Source organism: Collinsella sp. AF18-8LB, assembly GCF_003459795.1.
In the GTDB taxonomy this organism is placed as follows: Bacteria; Actinomycetota; Coriobacteriia; order Coriobacteriales; family Coriobacteriaceae; genus Collinsella.
Map to the genome: position 1 here is coordinate 105140 of NZ_QRWU01000004.1, position 21326 is coordinate 126465.

Genomic DNA, 21326 nt, shown 5'->3' on the forward strand with positions numbered 1-21326 from the left:
GCGTCGTCTATGAACGACCCCGTAAAAACTCAAGGGACACCAATGCAATGTCATCGTCCAGCGCCGATTCGGTAAATCGGTCAAGCTCGCCCAAGACCTTGCCGCAAATGCCCGACACGCCCTCACCCGAGACAGAGAGCAGAAGGTCGCGAAGGCGCTGCTCGCCAAAGAAAGCACCCGAGCGGTCACGCGCTTCGATTGTTCCGTCGGTGTACATAAATAGCATGTCACCAGGAGCGAACGTAAACACGCCTGTCTCGTACACCATGCTCTCAAAGGCACCGATTACCCCCGATTGGCATCCAAGCAGCTCGACCTCTCCCCCACGAGCCTCGCCGCCACCCAGCGGCATCGACTCTGGCCTGATGACCATGGTCGGAGGATGGCCCGCCGAACAATACGTTGCGCGTCCGGCTTTAAGGTCAATCTTGGCGATAAAGGCCGTCACGAACGTCTCGACCCTCGAAAAGCCCATGAGCATGCTGTTAAGAGAGCGTGCCATGCGGGCCGGTCCAGCGCCCTCCCAGGCATATGCCGTCAGGGCCGTCTTGACGAGTGCGGACATCGATGCAGCCTCAATGCCTTTGCCAGACACATCGCCCAGAATCATGACGGCGCAATCGTCGGGAAGACGGATGAGCGTATAGAAATCGCCGCCGACCAACGCCGAGTTCGTGGCCGACAGGTACACCGAATCGGCGGCGATTCCCGGAACGTCACCAAGCGAATTTCTCATGCCGATCTGAAGCGTCTGAGCGATATGACGCTCCTCGCGCTTTTGAGACTCACCCTCATAGATCAGCTCAAAATCGTGAGCCAAATGCACCATGTAGTCGTATTCAAGGTCGTCGATTGGTTCCTGGCTGCCATCACGGAGCAGCAAGGCGCGCGTTGTCGGCCCCTTTGCGACATCAGCGTGAACGATCGCATCGTTGTTTCGCTTGTCATCCGCCTCCGAGCGATAGCGCCCCGCCTCGATACCGGAGTCGACATACAGTCCCTGACACGGCAGGCCGTGGGCTCTCAGCCATGCACCCATAGGCGTGGATTCATCCACGCGCGTTAGGCGCACGTGCTTGAGATCGTCAGCGCTCGTCCCGCCCAGCACCGACGTCTCGAACCCATCGGAAGCTGATCCCAGGCGCGCTGCCGGCGTCGTGACAGAAAAGAAGAGCGACTCCGGATCGCCCGGCAAATTAACGCGACTGCCGCCTTCAAAATCTATGACGTAGGAATCCAGCCTGGCGTCATACTCAATAGGGCAAAAATGGCAGTTGAGCATATTGCAGATCTCGGACGATACCGCCTGGGTAGCCGCGGCGGAATCGTCTAGAAAGGTAAACAACTCATCCCGCAAGACATTGAGCGAGCGGCCAAGCTCGGCCGTGCGACGGGAGCGAAGGCTCGATGCCATGCCGACCATCTGAATAGACAGGTAATCGCAGATGACCTCGAGCACGTTAAGGTCATAGGCAAGTGGCGCCTGTGGACGTTTCCAACCGACCTCCAACACACCGAGCACCTGCGTGCCGTAAAACACGGGAAGACAGATCTCACTGCGATACGGAGGCATATCCTGCACGCGCAGCAAGTGTTTGGAACGATTGTCCAAATCAATGAACATACCCGAAGCAACCCGGTCGCCCTCAAGGTCCTGTTGGATCGACAAGCGACAGGCGCGCGACTCGCGAAGAACATACGTCGGAATGCCAGCGCCATACGGCAAAAACTCGGGCAGGTAGCTGTCGTACAGCTCCTTGGAAACACCACGAAGCTTAAAGCCGCCGCTCTCAGAAAAATAGATAGCGGCACCCGAAGCATCGAGCGTTCCTACAAGCTGGTTCAAAACGGTATCAAGCAGGCTGGGTAACTCATCGGAGCCCACAGTGCTCATAATGACCGAGAGCGTCCCAGAGAGACGCTTGTTCGCCACTCTAAGCTCCGATAACGCACGCTTGAGCTGACGGTCGTGAGAATACTGTTCCTCGATACTGTGAAGCGCCACCAGGACACGTGGTGCGCGGCGCCCAAAGATGCGTGGAGGCGTTACGGAGCCCGCACGAACCAAGACGGGAATAAAAGAGCCGTCACTTAGCTTGAGCATCAGTTCGTTCTCGGAGCCATCAGTATCAAATGGCAGACGATGTTCCGTCGCACGTTCAAAAGCGGACGAGTACAGGACGTCTTTAACATCTCCACCGATGACGTCGGCGCGTTCCTCGCACATCAAACCAAGTAAGCGATTATTCACATGCAGAATGGTTCCGTCGAGCTCGCAGATGATGACAGCATCGCTCGTGATCTCGACTAGTTGGGCAACGTCTGCCCACTCGTTGCGTTCAAGCGTTTCCATCGTGGACCCCACCGTCTATCGGTAACAAAAAAGCCTCCGAAGAGGCTTCTCAAATGCGATGGTGTCGGAGGCGGGACTTGAACCCGCATGACCAAAAAGCGGTCACTAGCACCTCAAGCTAGCGCGTCTGCCAATTCCGCCACTCCGACATGCTATGTTGTTGATTCGCGGTTCGTTTTGTTGAACCCGCGCGTTCAACGAGGAAGATAATAACCTATGATTCGAGAACTGTGCAAGCACTTTTTTCAAAAAAGTTTTCGAATTTGTAATTGCGCAGGTAGATCCGCATGTCCGGCCCCGAATCGGTGCTGCCTCCCGGCGCGTCCTCGGGCATGAGCGATATTTTGCTGCGCACTTCGTGCTGCAAAATATCGCTCCCCCTGCGGAATGCGCCGGGAGGCAACACCGATTCGGGACCTATGTCCACGTTCTTCAAGCACAGTTCTCAAACATGTTCTGGGGCTGGTATAAATTTAGTGGCTCGGCTTTGCCGAGCCGTTATATGGGGAGGCCGGAGCTAAAGCTCCGGCCTCACTAACTTTCCCATTAGATTAAGTGAGCGAGCGAGGAATCGCACTCCCCCTGCCGAGTTAACGTAGGGCCCGCCCTGGTGTTACTTTTCAGAACACTCCGCAGGACGGAGGAAGCCCCGCAGCGCGTAGCGCGCAGCGGGGCTTCCGACATGTCCGAGGACGTTCTGAAAAGTAACACCAGGGCGGGCCCGGACAATAACAACCGACTACAGGTCGATGTGCGATTCCTTGATCGGGAACGGCTCGGCGAAGTGGCAGGCGCAGCAGTGGCCCGGGGCAACTTCCTTAAACTCAGGAAGCTTCTCGGAGCAGATGCCCTGCGCGATCGGGCAGCGCGTGTGGAAACGGCAGCCGGTCGGCGGATCCAGCGGCGACGGCGGATCGCCGGCGAGGATGATGCGCTTGCGGGTCTTCTGAATATCCGGATCGGGAACCGGCACGGCAGATAGCAGCGACTGCGTGTACGGATGGTGAGGCTCGCTATAGAGCGTCTTCCAGTCCGAAACCTCGACCATCTTACCCAGATACATAACGGCAACGCGATCGGAGATGTGCTGCACGACGGACAGGTCGTGGGCAATGAAGAGATAGGCCGTACCGAACTTGTCCTGAAGTTCCTTGAGCAGGTTCAGAACCTGGGCCTGAATGGAAACATCCAGAGCGGAAACGGGCTCGTCGCAGATGATCAGCTTGGGCTTCAGAGCGAACGCACGGGCGATGCCGACACGCTGACGCTGACCGCCCGAGAACTCGTGCGGATAGCGGTTGATGTGCTCGGGGTTGAGGCCGACGACGTCCAGCAGCTCACGGACACGCTCAATGCGCTCCTCCTTGGTGCCCACGCCATGAATAGTCATGGGCTCGGAGACGATCTCGCCGATGGTCATACGAGGATTGAGCGAAGCATAGGGGTCCTGGAAGATGAACTGCATCTCACGACGCATGTCCTTGATCTCATGCTTGCTCATCTCGGCAACGTCTTTGCCCTGGAAGAACACCTTACCTGCCGTCGGCTTGGTCAGGCGCATGATGGTGCGGCCCGTGGTGGACTTACCGCAACCAGACTCGCCGACCAGGCCAAAGGTCTCGCCCGGATAAATCTCGAACGAAATGTCATTCACAGCAGAGACGACGCGCTTGGAAAAACGCTTGGCGAACATGCCGGACTCTGCGGGGAACTCCTTAGAAAGATGCTCGACCTTCAGCAGCGGAGTGCGCTCGTTATTGTCTGTCATTTACGCCTCGCCTCCCTTCTTGGAATCCTTGCGCGTGCGGGACGTCTCAGGGGCGTTCTTGAGGAACTCGGGGTCACCGGAATAATGGCACGCAGAATAGTGGCCGGACTCGGTGACAACGCGCTCGGGGCGCTGCTTGCGGCACTTGTCCGTCGCATAGGGGCAGCGAGGAGAGAAGACGCAGCCCTCGGGCAGATTCATGAGCGAAGGCGGGTTGCCGTGAATCGGCGTCAGCGGCTTCTTCTCATCGATGGCCTGCTCCGGGATGGAGCGAATAAGACCCCAGGTGTAGGGATGGCGGCTCTCGTAGAAGATTTCCTCAGCAGTACCGAACTCGACGGGACGGCCGGCGTACATAACCATAATCTTATCGGCCATATCGGCGACGACGCCCAGGTCATGGGTAATCATAATAATGGCGTTGCCGTTCTTCTCCTGCATCTCCTGCATGAGCTCGATAATCTGAGCCTGAATGGTAACATCCAGAGCCGTCGTGGGCTCGTCGGCAATCAGGATATCGGGATCGCAGGCAAGAGCCATGGCGATCATGACGCGCTGACGCATACCGCCGGAGAACTGGTGCGGATACTCATTGACGCGCTTCTCGGGCTCGGGGATACCCACGAGGTCCAAAAGCTCGGTGGCGCGCTTGAGCGCCTCCTGCTTGGAGTAGCCACGGTGCAGACGAAGGCCCTCGCCCACCTGCTTGCCGATCTTATAGACCGGGTTCAAGGAGGTCATAGGATCCTGGAAGATCATCGCGATATCGTTACCGCGAATGTGCTGCATCTCTTCCTCGGTCATCTCGAGGATAGAACGACCGCGATAGCGAACGTCGCCGCCCTCAATCTTTCCCGGAGGCATCGAGATAAGACCCATGATGGTCATGGCGGTCACGGACTTACCGGAGCCGGACTCACCGACGACACCGAGGGTCTCGCCACGATCGAGCGTGTAGGAGACACCGTCGACAGCGCGAACGACGCCATCTTCGGTGTGGAAATACATCTTAAGGTCATCGACCTCGAGCAGATGCTGGCCCTCGGGAACCGGCTGGTCCTTCAGGTCCACATAGTTCTTGTTCTTCTTCATCCTTATGCGTCCTTCATCTTGACGTCGAGGGCGTCGCGCAAACCGTCACCCAGCAGGGTGAAGGCGAGCACCGTCGAGAGAATTGCCAGACCGGGCATGATCATCATCCAGGGAGCAGTCAGAAGATACTGCTGACCGTCCTGAATCATGGAGCCCCACGAAGGCGTAGGCGGAATAACGCCCATGCCGAGGAAGGACAGAGCGGACTCGGTCAGAATAGCGCCGCCGATGTTCATGGTCGCGTAGACCACGATGGAAGCAACGGAGTTCGGGAAGATATGGCGCATAACGATACGGGCATCGGATGCACCCATGGCACGGGCGGCGTCAACATAGTCGTTCTCTTTGACCGTGAGGATCGCGGATCTAAAGACGCGCGCAATCGAAGGCCAGCCGAGAATACCGATGGCGATAAAGACGTTCTGAAGGCCACGGCCGATAACGGCGATCATGGCGACGACGAACAGCACGTACGGGAACGCCAGGAAGATGTCCGCGCAGCGCATGATAATCGTATCCCAGATGCCGCCATAGAAACCGGCAAGGGCGCCCATGACCAGACCGATCACCGTGGAGATGGCGGTGGCCATAATACCGACGGAAAGCGAAACACGTGCACCGTAGATAACACGAACGAGAATGTCGCGGCCAAGGGCGTCGGTGCCAAACGGGTGCTCGGCACACGGAGCCAGCAGCGACGTCTCGGCCATGGTGGTCGAGTCGGAAGCCGTCGGCGAACCGAGCCAGGGCTTAGCCCACAGATCTGCGGTCAGGGCAACCAAAACGACGACGATGATCCAGCAGACACCGATAACGGCGAGCTTGTTCTTGCGAAGACGCTTAAAAGCGTCGCCCCACAGCGTGCGGGACTTGGCGGGAGCAGATGCGGCCTTGGTGGCGGTAGCCTGCTCCTGAGACTGAGAATCAGTTTCCTGCATGAGACGTACCTCCCTTAGGCCTTATCCGACGGACCGCCAAGGCGGATGCGCGGGTCGAGGAATGCATAGCTAATGTCGACGAGCAGGTTGATCACCATGACGACGACGACGATGAGCGTAACGCCGCCCATAACGATGGGCCAGTCACGCATGCTGATGGCGCGATAGACCTCATAGCCGATACCGGGCCAGTTAAAGACCGTTTCGGTCAGGATGGCACCCGAAAGCATGCCGCCAAAGTCGACACCAATATAGGTAACGACGGGGATGAGTGCATTCTTAAGCGCATGCTTGACGATGATCGCGCGATTGGAGAGACCCTTGGCCTTTGCCGTACGGATGTAATCTTGGTTCATGACGTCAAGCAGCTGCGAACGCATAATGCGGGCAGCATAAGCGGTCGAAACCGAAGCCAGCGTAATGGTCGGAAGCACATAGTGCATCCAATCCTGATACTGAGAGCTGGAACCGCCGGCACCCGAAATCGGCATGGAGAATGCGCCGCCGGTGAGGTCCTTAAGGATGACGCCGAAGAACAGCTGCAGCAGCATGCCGAGCCAGAAGGCGGGAACGGCAACGAGGATCGACGTGGTCAGCGTTACCAAAATATCCCAGAAGGAATAACGCTTTACCGCCGAAATGATACCCGCACCGATACCCATGATTGCCTCGAGCACGATGGCGCACGCGGCAAGTTTGACCGTATACGGATACTTCTGGGCAAAGATTTCCGTAACCGGCAGCTTGCGCTGGTACGAATTACCCAGATCGCCATGAAGCAGACCGTTCATGTAATACAGATAACGGTCTACAAGCGACGTCTGAACGGGATCGCCGTTCTCGTCAAGGATCGCGTTGCCATCCTCGTCCGTCTGGACCAGGTGATAGCGCACGCGAAGCTGAAGCTCTACCTCGGGGGACAGAGCCTTGTCTCCACCGATCAGCTTGATCGGGTCTCCCGGCACGATATTCTGGAGGGCGAACAGAATCAGCGTAACGCCCAAAAACACCGGGATGAACTGAAGCACACGTTTAACGATGTACTTACCCATACCACTCCCCTATCTAGGGATTAACCTAAATGGGATGCCGATCGCCAGACCGGCATCCCAAAATTACCACCAGCCAGTTTACCCCAGGTTAGGGAGAACTGTATGTTTCCCATGAGGTCTACGTAAATACTTGACCCTCACGGAAGCTGCAAACTCTTAGGCGAGCTCAGCGGTACCCAGATCGGCGTGCTTCTGCGGATCAACATAGAGGTACTTGACGCGATCGGAGCCGGCGATGGTGTGCGTGTAGAACATCACCGGGATAACCGGGCAGTCAGCGGCGACCATAGCGTCAGCCTCCTGCATCTTGGCGATGCGCTCGTCGTCGTCAACCGTGGCACGGGCCTCATCGACCTTGGCATCGAACTCGGGGTTGTTGTAACCAGAGCGGTTGTCGCCGCCGAGGGAGTCGGAGTGGAACAGCGGATACAGGAAGTTGTCCATAATCGGGTAGTCGGCAATCCAACCCAGACGACCGAACTGATAGTTGAAGTTCTGATACTGCTCGAGCAGGGCAGACCACTCGGGAGTATCGGAGACGGCGGTGACGCCCACCTTGGCGAGGTCGCCGATGATGGACTCCATGATCTCCTTGTGGCCACCGTCCTGGTTGTAGGACAGGGTCACATTAATGCCACGATCGCCGTTAGCGCCAGCGGGAGCGACCTTGTCGAGGTACTCGTTAGCCTTGTCGACGTCATAGGCGCAGAACTCCCATGCGCCCTCCTTGTAGCCGGCGATTCCCGGAGGAACGATGCCGTCAGCGGGGGTACGGGTGCCCTTGAAGATGGTCTTGCAGATGGCCTCACGGTTGATAGCCAGGGAGATGCCCCTGCGCAGGTCAGCGTTGTTGAACGGCTCGGCCGTGGTGTTGCACGTCAGATAGTACGTGGAAGGCTCGGAGCCGAGCAGCATGCGCTCGCCATCACCCATGGTGTAGCCATCCTTGGACTCGCCGCGGTCCTTCTTGGCGGCGTCGATCTGAGCAACGGGAACGTCGCAGACATCGAGGTTGCCGGCCTGGAACTCCTTGTAAGCAGTCTCCACGTCCTTGATGACCTGGAAGTGGATGGCGTCGATCTTGGCCTTGTCGCCATAGTAATCGTCAAACTTCTTGAGGTTGATCTCCTGACCATCCTCCCACTTGCCGTCCATCATGAACGGGCCGTTACCGACCGGGGCAAGGTAGAAGCTCTTGACATCGGACTCGGCGCACTCGGGAACCGGGGACAGAGCCGGGTGAGAGGCGACGAACGGGAAGTCGGCGTAGGCGGAAGTCAGCTTGACGACGAGGGTCTCGTCATCCGGGCAGGTAACGCCGGACAGCTCGGTAGCATTACCGGCAAGCAGATCATCATAGCCCTCGACCATGGAAAGGTGGTAGGAGACCTCGGAAGGACCATACTCGGTAGCGATGGCCGACTTAGTGTTGACCAGGCGCTCCCAGCCGAGCTTGAAGGACTTGGAGGTAACGTCGTCACCGTTGTGGAACTTAGCCTTCTTGATCTTGAAGGTAAACTCAGTGGCGTCGTCGTTGGCCTCAAAGGACTCGCAAGCCAGCGGAACGATCTCGCCCTTCTCGTTATCGTACTCCGTCAGAGCGTCGAACAGCTGGTACTCGACCTGAGTGCCCTGGTCCTCCTGGACGTTGTAGGGGTCGATGCAGACCGGGTTGTTGATGTAGAAGTTCAGCTTCGAACCGGACTCAGAACCGGAAGCGTCGCCGCCCTTCTTGCCACATGCGGCAAGAAAAGCCATGGAGCTCGCAGCAAGGGTACCGCCGACAAAGGCGCGACGACCCATAACGGGCTGGTGGAACATAGAATCAGCCATGCCATCCTCCTTATGAGATAGGACAAAGAAATGTTCAGTCGGACACATGTCGAGACAATCCGATCCGAACCATCAAAACGCCGCCCGCTGCTATGGCTGGTTATGCACAACGGATCAACGTTTTGCAATACAGTAGCGCATTTTATACACGATTTGGGGCTAATTCCGATTAACGGTCGAGAATTTCTTTAGTTGGGCGAAGTATGTGAGGATATTTTGACTCTGTTACAAATGTGTAAACAAAAAGGGTCCCGCACTAGCGGAACCCTTTTCAAGTATTTATGAGGCTCGCGCTTAGTAGCCGACGATGCCCTGCGGGAAGAAGAACATGCACAGCACGACGCACACGGCAAACACGACAGCCATGATAACGGTCAGGCGGTCCAGGTTCTGCTCCATAACGCCCGTGGCAGAGGTGGAATTATACAGAGAGCTGGCGATCATATCCGAAACACCAGTGCCCTTACCGGAGTGCATCAGAACGAGAATCGTCAGCGCCACGGCAGACACAGCCCAAACGACAAACAGAAGAATCTGGAACGGACCCATAGATAAGCTCCTTAATAGAACAATTCAAACTCCAGTACTGTACCACAACCTCGAGCACTCCCCCATCTGCCATTTGGGGACGGGGTAGAAATAGCGCAAAAGGGGGTTGCCCGGACGTGGACAACCCCCTTACAAGAAAACGTTAGTTGTTTTCTTTAGGCCTCGGTGGCGAGCACGCGGCCCGTCATCTCGGCGGAAGGCTCAATACCAGCCATCGTGAGCATGGTCGGGGCGATATCGGAAAGACGGCCATCCTCGATACCGGTGAGCTTGGCCTTATCATCAACGATGATGAACGGCACGCGGTTGGTGGTGTGAGCCGTAAACGGATGCTTGGAACCGTCGGAAGCAACGTCAAACATGTGATCGGCGTTGCCATGGTCGGCGGTAATCAGCGCAAAGCCGCCCTTGGCGAGAATCGCCGGGACAACCTTGGACAGAGCATCGTCAACAGCCTCGACGGCCTTAACGGCGGCGTCGAAGACACCGGTGTGACCAACCATGTCGCAGTTCGCGAAGTTCACGATGTAGAAATCAGCGCGATCCTCGTTGATGGCGGCGACGAGCTTCTCAGTAACCTCGGGAGCGCTCATCTCGGGCTGCAGATCGTAGGTAGCGACCTTGGGGGAAGCGACGAGCACGCGCTCCTCGCCCTCCTTGGGCTCCTCGATGCCACCGTTGAGGAAGAACGTCACGTGAGCGTACTTCTCGGTCTCGGCGGTGTGCAGCTGCTTCAGGCCATTGGCTGCGATGACGTCGGCCAGAACGTTCTCGGGGAACGTCTTGGGGAAGGCGACCTCGACGTCAAACGTCGGATCGTACTCGGTCATCGTCACAAAGTGCGAGAGCTTGATCTGCTCGCGCTCAAAGCCGTCGAACTCCTTGTCCGTGAACACGCGGGTCATCTGACGGGCGCGGTCGGGACGGAAGTTGAAGAAGATGGCCGCGTCACCCTCGTGGATGCCCTCGTTGTGGGCAGCGAAGGGCTCGACGAACTCGTCGCCGCGCGGGTCCTTCTCGTAGTAGGCCTTGATACCGGCAACGGGATCGGTATCGGCGTCGGACGCATTGACCATGACGTCGTAGGCACGCTGGATGCGCTCCCAACGGTTGTCGCGGTCCATGGCCCAATAGCGGCCCGAAACGGTGGCGACGCGAGCGTCGCAACCGGTCTCCTCGGAAATCTTAGCCAGGAAGGCGCAGAACTCGCTCATGTAGCCGGCACCGGACTGCGGGTCGACATCGCGACCATCCATAAAGGCGTGGACGCGAACGCTCTTGACGCCATGCTGGGCAGCCATCTTGACCAGGGCCTCGACATGGTTCATGTGAGAATGAACGCCGCCGGGGCTCATAAGGCCCATGAGGTGCAGGGTCTTGCCTTCGGCCTTGACATCGTCCATGGCCTTGACGAAGACCTCGTTCTTGGCGATAGAGCCGTCCTTGATAGCGTTATTGATGCGCGAAAGCTCCTGGAACACGATGCGGCCGGCACCGATGTTGAGGTGACCTACCTCGGAGTTGCCCATCTGACCGTCGGGAAGGCCCACGTCCTCGCCCGAAGCACCGAGCGTGGTGTGGGGATACTGAGCGTACAGGCTATCAAGGAAGGGCGTCTTGGCAGCGGCGACGGCGTTCTCGCCATCGGCCGGAGCCAGGCCACAGCCGTCCATGATGATCAGAAGTGCAGGAAGATGACGCTGTGCCATATGTCCTACTCGCCTGCCTTAACGACCATAGAGGCGAAGTCGGCAGCCTTGAGCGAAGCGCCGCCCACGAGGGCGCCGTCAACGTCGGGCTTGGCGACGAGCTCGGCGATGTTGCCGGGCTTGGCAGAGCCACCATAGAGAACGCGGATGCCGTTAGCGAGCTCCTCGCCGAACATCTCCTTGAGGGTCTCACGGATAGCGCCGCAGACCTCCTGAGCGTCCTCAGCGGTAGCGGTCTTGCCGGTGCCGATGGCCCAGATGGGCTCGTAAGCGACGACGACCTGCTTGGGGCAGGTGATCTCAAGACCAGCAAGGCCAGCCTTGACCTGGTTCACGACGTGCTCGACATAGGTGCCAGCCTCGCGGACCTCGAGGGACTCGCCGCAGCAGAAGACGGGAACAAGACCAGCGGCAACGAGAGCCTTGGCCTTCTTGTTCTGGTCCTCATCGGTCTCGTGGAAGTAGTCGCGACGCTCGGAGTGACCGATGATGCAGTAGGTGCAGCCAGCGGACTTGAGCATATCGCAAGAGGACTCACCGGTGAAGGCACCCTTGGCCTCCCAGTACACGTTCTGTGCACCGAGGGCAATGGGGGCAGCCTGAATGCGGTCATGAACCGTGGTGATGTCGATGGTCGGAGGGCACACGAGCACCTCGACGCCAGCCGGAACCTCGGGCAGAGCCTGAGCCAGCTCGTCGGCGAGCTTGGCGGCCTCGGCGACGTCGTTGTTCATCTTCCAGTTACCAGCGATAAGAAGGGTGCGATTAGGCATCGAGAAGCGCCTCCACTCCGGGCAGGGCCTTACCCTCGACGAGCTCCATGGAAGCGCCACCACCGGTGGAGATCCAGCTCATCTTGTCGGCCAGGTTGAACTTGTTGACAGCTGCGACAGAGTCGCCGCCGCCGATGATCGAGGTGCAGTCGGCCTCGGCGACAGCTTCGGCGATAGCCTGAGTGCCGTGAGCGAAGTTGTCGAACTCGAAGACGCCCATGGGGCCATTCCAGAACACAGTCTTGGCGCCCTTGACGGCCTCGGCGTAGAGCTCCTCGGTCTTGGGGCCGATGTCCATGCCCTCGCGGTCATCGGGGATAGCGTCGGAAGCGACAACCTCGGGGACAGCGTCCTCGCCAAAGTGATCGGCAACGCGGTTGTCGATGGGGAGCAGGATCTTGACGCCCTTCTCCTCGGCCTTCTTGAGCATCTCGCCAGCGCGCTCGACCCAGTCCTCTTCCTTGAGGGACTGACCGACGGTCAGGCCCTGAGCCAGGAAGAAGGTGTAGGCCATGCCGCCACCGATGATCAGGGTATCAGCGGAGTCGATGAGGTGATCGAGAACGCCAATCTTGGAGGAAACCTTGGAACCGCCGACGATAGCGACGAAGGGGCGCTCGGGCTCGGCGAAGATGCCGGTCAGCGTGTCGACCTCCTTCTCGAGCAGGAAGCCAGCGACTGCGGGCAGGTAAGCGGCGGGGCCCACAACGGAACCCTGGGCGCGGTGAGCGGTGCCAAAGGCATCGAGGACGAAGACGTCGCCATAGGAAGCGAGGATCTTGGCGATCTCGGGATCGTTCTTCTTCTCACGCTTGTCAAAACGGACGTTCTCGAGAACGAGGACCTTGCCCGGCTCGACGGCGGCGACGGCCTCGGCGGCCTTCTCGCCATAGGTGTCGGCGACGAAGGCAACGTCAAGACCAGAGAGCTCAGCGAGCTTCTTGGCGACGGGCTCGAGGGACAGCTCGGGCTGGAAGCCGGTGCCCTCAGGACGGCCGAGGTGGCTCATGAGGATGACGCGAGCATTGTGCTCAACGAGATAGTTGATGGTGGGCAGGGCAGCCTTGATGCGGGTGGTGTCGCCAACGACGCCATCCTTGATAGGCACGTTGAAGTCAACGCGGACGAGAACGCGCTTGCCGTCGACATCGATGTCGCGGACGGTCTTCTTGGTAAAGGCCATGTTTGCTTCTACCTTTCGTACGTGTCTGCCTTCCATTACGGCAGACGATTTCCTATAAAAAGGGCGCGACCTTAGGGTGTAAGCCCTATAAGGCCGCGCCCTTCTTTAGACGCTCAACGAGCTATTCGCTAAAAGCTAAATTAAGCAACGAACTTCTCGAAGTACTTGATGGTGCGGACCATCTGAGAGGTGTAAGAGTTCTCGTTGTCATACCAAGAGGTGACCTGAACGAGGGTCTGGCCGTTGCCGAGGTCAGAGCACATGGTCTGAGTGGCGTCGAAGATGGAGCCGTGGGTCTCGCCGATGATGTCGGTGGAGACGATGTCGTCCTCGTTGTAACCGAAGGTCTCAGAGATGGTGGCAGCGTAGGCCTTCATAGCAGCGTTGACCTCGTCGACAGTGACCTTCTTGTCAACGACAGCGTAGAGGTTGGTGATGGAGCCGGTCGGCGTCGGGACGCGCTGAGCGGCACCGATGAGCTTACCGTTGAGCTCGGGGAGAACCAGGCCGATAGCCTTGGCAGCACCGGTGGAGTTGGGGACGATGTTGACGGCGCAGGCGCGGCTACGACGCTTGTTGCCCTTGCGCTGCGGGCCGTCGAGCGGCATCTGGTCGCCAGTCCAGGCGTGAATGGTGGTCATGATGCCGGACACGATGGGAGCGAAGTCGTTCAGACCCTTGGCCATCGGGGCGAGGCAGTTGGTGGTGCAGGAAGCAGCAGAGATGATGTTGTCCTCAGCGGTCAGCGTCTCGTGGTTGACGTTGTACACGATGGTGGGCAGATCGCTGCCAGCCGGAGCGGAGATGACGACCTTCTTGGCGCCAGCGTTGATGTGGGCCTGAGCCTTAGCCTTGCTGGTGTAGAAGCCGGTGCACTCGAGAACGACGTCGACGTCGAGGTCGCCCCAAGGCAGGTTGTTGGCGTCGGCCTCCTTGTAGATCTTGATCTCCTTGCCGTCAACGGTGATGGAATCCTCGCCAGCAACGACCTCGTGATCGCGAGCGTAGTTGCCCTGCGTGGAGTCGTACTTCAGCAGGTAAGCGAGCATGTCGGGAGAGGTGAGGTCGTTGATAGCGACGATCTCGGAGCCCTCATGACCGAACATCTGACGGAAGGCCAGACGACCGATGCGACCGAAGCCGTTAATAGCAACCTTTACTGCCATTGTGTCTCCTTTCGTAAGGCCCCCGCAAGCTACAGCGCCTGCCGTTGAGGCCCACAAACTAACCACTCGCCTAATATACCTTTTTTTGGACTTGAATTTCACGAGAATGGTCGAAATTGAAAATCAAATTTACGTTAAAACGTTTTAAAGAATAAAATAGCAGCTAAATCCGTATATACGTCTATACTTTAAACTACCTGTTTGCTTCAATGAGCTTTTCAAGCCTCAAAACTCGATGGTAGAGGGCCGACTTCGACAAGGGAGGGTCAGCCATCTCCCCCAAATCACGCAGCGACAGATCGGGGTAGCGCTCGCGCAGGTCGCAAAAGACCGCCAATGCATCCGGAAGCTCATCGCGAAGGCCACGCTGCTCGAGCTCATCGATCAACGCAAGCTGATGTTGGGCAGCACCGGCGCTTCTGGTCTGGTTGGCGAGCTCGGCATTCACGCGACGGTTCACATCGTTCTTAACCAACTTGACCGCGCGCGCTTCCTCAATCTCGGCAACGCTGCGCTTGGCACCAATCAGCTTTAAAAGATGCTCGATCTCCTCGGCGCTCTTAATGTAGACAGCAAAGGATCCGCGCCGCGCGTTAACGCGCGCATGGACCCCGATCTGCTCCAATAGATCGCAGAGTCCCCGGGCATACTGCTCGCCCTGCACCGCGATCTCCAAATGAAAGTCGCCGCGGGGATCGGCCACGAAACCGCCAGCGATGAGCGCGCCGCGGATGTAGGCAAGCCTGCAGCAGGGACGGGCAACGATGTGCCGGGGAACACCGGCGACGAGCCCTCCCCTGCGGTCGAGAATGCCCAGCAGCACCAGAGCCTTGTCCAGGTCGGGTTGATCGGGCAGGGTAATGAGATAGTTACGGACCTTATGCAAGACCGATTTACGAACGGTGAATTCCGTTTTGAGCTTAAGGATGCGATGCGTCAGTGTGATCATCGTGCGCGCGACGGCGCCCGTCTCGGTCGCGACCGTCAAACGATACCGCCCGGAGCCGGCCAGCGAAAGTGTACCGCTCACACGCGTCAGGGCGGCAAGCGTCGACAAATCACAGTATTCACATTCGGGTTCGCAGCGCGCGAGCTCGTCACGCACCTCCGCGGTAAACGACATGCAGGCCTATGCTTTCGTGTTCGCGCGCGACAGGTCGCGATGGGAAATGCTCACGTGATACTGGGCGCCTTCCAAATAACGTGCCGTGGCCTCGGCGATGGCAACGCTGCGGTGTTGGCCGCCCGTGCAACCGATGGCAATAGAAAGTTGCGGCTTGCCCTCCGCGATATAGCCGGGCATGACCGTATCGAGCAGCTGCGTCCAGGCCTTCCAGAACTCCTGGGTCTTAGGATGGTCCAGAACAAAGTCGGAGACTTTCTTATCGAGACCGGTCATGGTGCGCATCTCGGGATCGTAGAACGGATTGGGCAGGAAGCGAACGTCGATCATGATGTCTGCCTCGACGGGCATACCGTGCTTAAAGCCAAACGAGAACACGTGAACGTCCATGAGCTGCTGGTCGGACAACTCGGAGAACGCCATGCGCAATTTGTTGCGCAGGGCAGAGGTGCGCAGGCGGCTCGTGTTGATGATCATATCGGCTCGATCGCGCACACCCTGCAGCTGCAGGCGCTCGCGCTGAATCGCGTCGGCCGTAGTCTCCCCCGGCTTGGCAATGGGATGGCGGCGGCGGTTTTCGCTATAACGACGGATCAGCACCTCGTCAGAAGCCTCCAGGAACACGATGTCGCAGCTCATCTCGCGCTCTTCGAGCGCAGCGACCGCATCGAGTAACTCGTCAAACAGTCCCTGGCTACGCAAATCGCAGGTGACGGCAAGATGCCTGCCCACGCCCGTATTGATGCCGACGAGTTCGGCAAGCTGGGCGATCAGACGCGGAGGCAAGTTGTCGATGCAAAAGTAACCCATGTCCTCGAACACATGCATGGCCTGCGTTCGGCCCGATCCGGACATTCCGGTGATGATGACGATATCGGGGATGCGCTCCGAGCGCTCCGCCGCATCCATGGCATCTCCCTTTTGCATGTGCTGCCTCCTAAAAACAAGCGCGGGACCCAGCAACCCGGATCCCGCGCGGTCAATTGCCTATATTGAGTATACCGCCCCGAGCGGATACGAGGCCTGTCTTACGCCTCAAGCGCAGCCTTGAACCAACTCGTAATACTCGTGGGGTGCGTGATGGCGGTGCCGACGACAACGGCCCAGGCGCCAGCATCGATCGCGGCGCGAGCCTCCTCGGGCGTATGCACGCGACCCTCGCAAATGATGGGAAGGCCGGGGAATTCCTCGGTCGCCTGACGCAGGAGTGGCAGATCGGGGCCATCGGCCATGGTGCAGTCGATGGCGGCGACACCATGAGAGAGCGTGGTGGATACCAGGTCGAAGCCCATATCAACCGCACGGCGAATGTCCTCGATGGTGGCACAGTCCGCCATCAGGAGCACACCCTCCTCGTGCAGCGGGCGGAAGGTATCCTCGACCGTCTTGCCATCGGGGCGCGGACGATCGGTGGCGTCGATCGCCACGATATCGGCACCGGCAGCGACGCAGGCGCGGGCGTGACGCAGCGTCGGCGTGATGTAGACGCCCTCATGCCCATCCTTCCACAGGCCGATGACGGGAACCTCACAGCGACCCTTAATGGCGGCAATGTCGGCAAGGCCCTGGCAGCGAATAGCGGCGGCTCCGCCGAGCTCGCAAGCGCGAGACATTTGCGCCATGGTCTCGGGCGTACGAAGCGGCTCGCCCATATACGCCTGAACGCTCACGACGAGCTTGCCCTTCAGGGATTGAATCAAAGGATCGACGGTCATAAGGCTGCAACCTTTCTCAGAACAGCCTCCCGAGGCGTGTTGTCTCGGGAGGCTCCTACAGCAGATACGTTTACTTCAACGAGGCGAGAAGATGCTCAGCGGCACCGATGAGCGGAGCATCGCCCTCCAGAGAACCGATGAGGATCGGCGTGTCCTGAAGCGGATCGAGCGCCTGGCTGGCATAGCCCTCGTGCACCGAATCCTTCCATGTCTGCGAACGCCAATCGGGACCTTGGTGAATCACGCCGCCCGAAAGCACGATGACCTCAGGGTCCAGGATGTTAGCGAGCGAGCCCAAGCTGGCACCCAGCGCAAAGCCGGCGTCATGGATGACCTCGGTCGCCTTTGCGTCGCCCGCACGGCACAGGTCGTTTACGTCGCGGCCGACCGAAGGACGGCTGGGGTCAACGCGACCAAAGCGCTCGTCATACATTCGACCAATGGAAGTGCCCGAAGCAACCGACTCCAGATGGCCAGAACGCCCGCAGGCGCAGGGAATGCCGGCGGCAGCCGAGCACTCGATGTGGCCCATATGGCCAGCAGCACCATGGAAGCCCTGCATCACGCGGCCGTTCTCGACATATGCGCCGCCGATGCCCGTACCGATGCCAAGACACAAGACGGAGAACTTGCCCTTGCCGACGCCCCAGTGGGCCTCGCCCAGAGCATGAGCCTGCACGTCGCCTACAACGGCAACGGGAAGACCGAGGTCCTCGCGCAGACGTGGCCCCAACTGAACGCCGGACCAGCCGGGCATGATCTCATTGGCATACGCGATGGCGCCCGTCTTGGGATCGACGACGCCGGCGGCACCGATACCGACGCCAAGGACCTCGACATCGGGATTCGCCTCGAGAGCAGCCTTGATGGACGCCTCGATACGCTGGAAGACGGCCTCGCCGCCCTCTTGGGCCTCGGTGGGAACCTCAGCTTCAAAGACCGGATGGGGCACGCCGCCATCAGTCGGATACTCCATAATGGCAGTCGCAATCTTGGTGCCGCCGATATCGACGGAGCAAACGTACTTGTTCTCCATGTCGCTCTCCTTAGGAGATTAAAACAACTACAGGAAATGAGGGCAGAATTATCGCCACAGGTTGATAAAGGTTTCCCAGCTGCCCGAGGTTGGGGCGAAAGTGGTCGGGCGTTGACCTAATGGGTCACGCCCGACCACTTGAGCCCCAAGATCGGGTGCCTGGGGAAGCTTTACAGCAGACCGTTGTCCTGGAGAACCTTCCTGATCGCCTCGACGTTCTCGCCGGTCATGGCCTTCACCGGGCGCGGCATGGTCGGGCTGTCGAAGATACCCATGAGGTTCATAGCGGTCTTGAAGGCGCCGACGCCACCGGCATAGCCCTGGACGCCCGAGGTGACATCCCAGATGTGCGAAATCTCATTGAGGCGATCCTGCTCGGCCTTGACGGTAGCCCAGTCACCAGCCTGAGCGGCCTTCCACTGACGCACGTAGCCCTCGGGCTCAACGTTGGCGAGACCCGGGACGGAACCGTCGGCGCCACCAAGGTAAGCGCCGTCGACAACGACCTCGTGACCGGTGAGGATGCTCATCGGATGGCCGTTCTTCTCGTTCTCCTGAACGAGGTAGCGGAACGAGATGTCATCACCCGAGGAATCCTTAACGCCAGCAAGGACGCCCTCGGCGCCGAGCTTGGCAAGGAGCTTCCAGGGGAGCTTGGTGTGAACGCAGACGGGAATGTCATAGGCAAAGATGGGCAGGTCGAGCTCCTCGTGCAGGATGCGGAAGTGCTCCTCGACCTCGGTCATGCCCTGCAGGGCATAGAACGGGCAGGTGGCGACGAGGGCATCGGCGCCCAGTTCCTGAGCGACCTTACCGTGCTCGATCATGCGCTCGGTCTCGGTATCGATGATGCCGACCAGGACAGGCACACGGTGGTCGACGATACGGACGGCCTCGGCGATGATCTGGCGACGACGCTCGTCGGTGGAGAATACGACCTCGCCCGAAGAGCCCAAGAAGAACAGGCCGTCGACGCCGGCGTCGATCATGCGGTTGATGCTGCGCTCAAAGGAGGCAACGTCGAGCTGATGGTCTTCGGTATCGGGAACAACGACGGGGGGAATAACGCCGGTGAATTGCTGAGTTGCCACAAGAATCTCCTTAGTTGTCTAGCGGGCGGCCCTATGCCACCCACTCTTGTTGGCAGTGTCCAGGCCGCCTAGGCCAAAGAACACGGGTAGAACGTTTGGTTAAAGAAGTCGACGACTTCGTTTTCGAACGCATTGATGCGCTCATGAGCGTATTTGGCATAGATGATATGCCTCCGGTCACACTCAAGACCGTTGAATACGGCAAATTGGCCCTTGGGAGCACTCACGGCATCCATGAGCGATGTGCCCATGAGTACCGATCCGCGCACCCGAGACGACAGTGCCTCGAGGCCGCCGGGAAGCGGATTGGCAACTGCCGCGCAGGCAAGGCCCCGCTCGTCCAGAGCACAAACCGCCAGCGCGACTCCTCCGCCAAGACCCTCGCCCCATGCAAACATACGGTCGGGATCCACGCTGTCAAGATTGCGTGCGACCTTCGACAACGCGCAGCCCCAACGGATGCGTTTGACAAAAGCAGGCGAGGTGATCCCCTGCTGCAGATCGCTGTACCCAATCACATCATCGTCCAGCGCAAGCACGGCATATCCCATGGCGGCAAACCTCGTCATGTGATGCCATCCACGCACGGGCCGGTCAATGTCATGGAACATCAGGCACAGCGGCACAAGCTCGGAAGTCCGGGCGCGACCAGCGGGCTCAATCAGGCGGCCGTGTACGACATCCCCGCCGACCTCAAAGGAGACCTCGGAGTAGCGCGCGCACGGATTGGCGAAATCGATCGCCGTAACGGTCAACCCGCAAACCTCAGGATTCGATACGGCTGTACACAAATCGGAAATATCCACCGAAGTATCGCCGCGCCAATCCCGGTAATCGGAGAGCTTTGACGAAACCGTCCCGGGAATCCCCGTAAGCTCGGGGACAATCAGCTCATCGACATTGCTTTCGCACTTAGACATGAGCCTCCCCTCCCTTGCAGAAAAACGGAATGATCAGATCGTCAAAGTCCTGAATCTCCTCGTGGCCAAAGCCCTCAAAGAACTCATGGCGTTTCTCGCAGGTCAGGTTGTTGTAGACCGCAAACTGCGTTGCCGGCGGGCAAACGATATCGGCAGTTCCCGTGCCAAACAGCACAGGGCATTTGACCATGGGGGCGAAGTTCTTGGAGTCGAAGTACGCAAGCTTTGCATAGGCTTCATCAATACGAATCGAGTCCTCATCAAACCAGCGCGACCAATAGCGAAGGCCCTCGTAGGCAATATCATCGGCATCCAAATCCCAGACCAGGCGGAAATCCGACAGGAAGGGATAGAGGATGGAGGCGCGATTGATAAGCTCGCTGTTAAGCGCGCAGGTCGCAATACCCAAGCCGCCGCCCTGCGATGCGCCATTCACAAATACGCGGGCAAAATCGATGCCCTCGAGCTCGCGAACGATACGGCATAGGATGCGGATGTCCTGATGCAAGCGGACATAGTAGAGGTTGGCCGGGTCGCCGTCGATACCGGCGACGATATGGCCCGCGACCGTTGTGCCCTCAAATCCACCAATGTCCTCGGAGGGACCTCCTTGGCCAGGACAATCGAGAGCGATCAGCGCCATGCCCATACCAGCAAACGACGCCTGCTCAAACCAGCTGCGGCTTGCACCCGGATACCCATGGAACTGAAGCACCAATGGCACGGGCTCGTCCGAGACGGGCTTAAGGTACTTGGCATGCAGGCGGGCGCCGCACATACCGGTAAACCAGAGGTCGAAAAGCTGGCAAGTCACAGCATCGGCGACCGATGCCGCCTCAATCGCATAGTCAAGCCCAACGGCGTCGGCCTCGGCCATGCGATCTTTCCAAAAGAAATCGAAATCTGATGGACGGGGCATGGCGCCTAGATATTCACCAAATTGCTGCTGTAGCTCCTGAGCACTTGGCATGGCTCGTGAACCCAACCTTTCGAAATCGCAACGGAGGTGCGCCCGGCAAGGGAAC

19 protein-coding genes and 1 tRNA gene are annotated in these 21326 nt (G+C 58.9%); all 20 read right to left on the bottom strand.

Annotation, left to right across the window (positions count from 1 at the left end):
- Positions 1–7: 7 nt before the first annotated feature.
- Entirely contained in the window at positions 8–2353 is a 2346-nt protein-coding gene (locus tag DWX25_RS06030; protein ID WP_117799016.1) for a GAF domain-containing SpoIIE family protein phosphatase, read from the bottom strand.
- A 59-nt stretch (positions 2354–2412) separates the two neighbouring features.
- Positions 2413–2502 (bottom strand) — tRNA-Leu (locus tag DWX25_RS06035).
- 65 nt (positions 2503–2567) lie between these two features.
- A complete protein-coding gene (locus DWX25_RS09385) occupies positions 2568–2789 on the bottom strand; it encodes a hypothetical protein (protein ID WP_147335819.1) in 222 nt (73 codons plus the stop codon).
- Between the two features lie 303 nt (positions 2790–3092).
- Positions 3093–4121, bottom strand: coding sequence for an ABC transporter ATP-binding protein (locus tag DWX25_RS06040; RefSeq protein WP_117564866.1), 1029 nt, complete (start codon positions 4119–4121; stop codon positions 3093–3095).
- Positions 4122–5213 (bottom strand): ABC transporter ATP-binding protein, encoded by a 1092-nt coding sequence (locus DWX25_RS06045; RefSeq protein ID WP_117564867.1) that lies wholly within the window; start codon positions 5211–5213, stop codon positions 4122–4124.
- Positions 5214–5215: 2 nt separating this feature from the next.
- The gene (locus DWX25_RS06050) at positions 5216–6151 is read right to left on the bottom strand and encodes an ABC transporter permease (protein ID WP_117584279.1); all 936 of its coding nucleotides are present in this window, start codon (positions 6149–6151) and stop codon (positions 5216–5218) included.
- A gap of 14 nt (positions 6152–6165) precedes the next feature.
- On the bottom strand, positions 6166–7203 hold the full coding sequence (locus DWX25_RS06055; protein WP_117799015.1) for an ABC transporter permease: 1038 nt from the start codon (positions 7201–7203) through the stop codon (positions 6166–6168).
- 156 nt (positions 7204–7359) lie between these two features.
- Complete coding sequence (locus DWX25_RS06060) at positions 7360–9036, bottom strand: ABC transporter substrate-binding protein (RefSeq protein ID WP_233505225.1); 1677 nt, start codon at positions 9034–9036, stop codon at positions 7360–7362.
- A gap of 294 nt (positions 9037–9330) precedes the next feature.
- A complete protein-coding gene (secG, locus tag DWX25_RS06065; protein WP_117735340.1) occupies positions 9331–9585 on the bottom strand; it encodes a preprotein translocase subunit SecG in 255 nt (84 codons plus the stop codon).
- Between the two features lie 155 nt (positions 9586–9740).
- A complete protein-coding gene (gene gpmI, locus DWX25_RS06070; RefSeq protein WP_117799013.1) occupies positions 9741–11294 on the bottom strand; it encodes a 2,3-bisphosphoglycerate-independent phosphoglycerate mutase in 1554 nt (517 codons plus the stop codon).
- Positions 11295–11299: 5 nt separating this feature from the next.
- The gene (gene tpiA, locus DWX25_RS06075; RefSeq protein WP_022094882.1) at positions 11300–12067 is read right to left on the bottom strand and encodes a triose-phosphate isomerase; all 768 of its coding nucleotides are present in this window, start codon (positions 12065–12067) and stop codon (positions 11300–11302) included.
- Positions 12060–13250 carry a phosphoglycerate kinase gene (pgk, locus tag DWX25_RS06080; protein WP_117735343.1) on the bottom strand — a complete coding sequence of 397 codons (1191 nt, stop codon included), beginning with the start codon at positions 13248–13250 and terminating at the stop codon, positions 12060–12062. Before pgk ends, tpiA begins: the two co-directional genes overlap by 8 nt.
- Before the next feature lie 140 nt (positions 13251–13390).
- Positions 13391–14416, bottom strand: a complete 1026-nt coding sequence (gap, locus tag DWX25_RS06085) for a type I glyceraldehyde-3-phosphate dehydrogenase (protein ID WP_117735344.1) — start codon at positions 14414–14416, stop codon at positions 13391–13393.
- Positions 14417–14609: 193 nt separating this feature from the next.
- Positions 14610–15539 carry a DNA-binding protein WhiA gene (gene whiA / locus DWX25_RS06090; RefSeq protein WP_117735345.1) on the bottom strand — a complete coding sequence of 310 codons (930 nt, stop codon included), beginning with the start codon at positions 15537–15539 and terminating at the stop codon, positions 14610–14612.
- 6 nt (positions 15540–15545) lie between these two features.
- A complete protein-coding gene (rapZ, locus tag DWX25_RS06095; RefSeq protein WP_117735346.1) occupies positions 15546–16466 on the bottom strand; it encodes an RNase adapter RapZ in 921 nt (306 codons plus the stop codon).
- A gap of 101 nt (positions 16467–16567) precedes the next feature.
- Positions 16568–17254 (bottom strand): N-acetylmannosamine-6-phosphate 2-epimerase, encoded by a 687-nt coding sequence (locus DWX25_RS06100; protein ID WP_022094877.1) that lies wholly within the window; start codon positions 17252–17254, stop codon positions 16568–16570.
- A gap of 70 nt (positions 17255–17324) precedes the next feature.
- On the bottom strand, positions 17325–18290 hold the full coding sequence (locus tag DWX25_RS06105) for an ROK family protein (RefSeq protein WP_117735347.1): 966 nt from the start codon (positions 18288–18290) through the stop codon (positions 17325–17327).
- A gap of 170 nt (positions 18291–18460) precedes the next feature.
- A complete protein-coding gene (locus tag DWX25_RS06110) occupies positions 18461–19381 on the bottom strand; it encodes a dihydrodipicolinate synthase family protein (RefSeq protein ID WP_117735348.1) in 921 nt (306 codons plus the stop codon).
- Between the two features lie 68 nt (positions 19382–19449).
- A complete protein-coding gene (locus DWX25_RS06115; protein ID WP_117799012.1) occupies positions 19450–20301 on the bottom strand; it encodes an acetylxylan esterase in 852 nt (283 codons plus the stop codon).
- Positions 20294–21271 (bottom strand): acetylxylan esterase, encoded by a 978-nt coding sequence (locus tag DWX25_RS06120; protein ID WP_117799011.1) that lies wholly within the window; start codon positions 21269–21271, stop codon positions 20294–20296. The genes DWX25_RS06115 and DWX25_RS06120 overlap by 8 nt, the downstream gene beginning before the upstream one ends.
- Positions 21272–21326 lie beyond the last annotated feature (55 nt).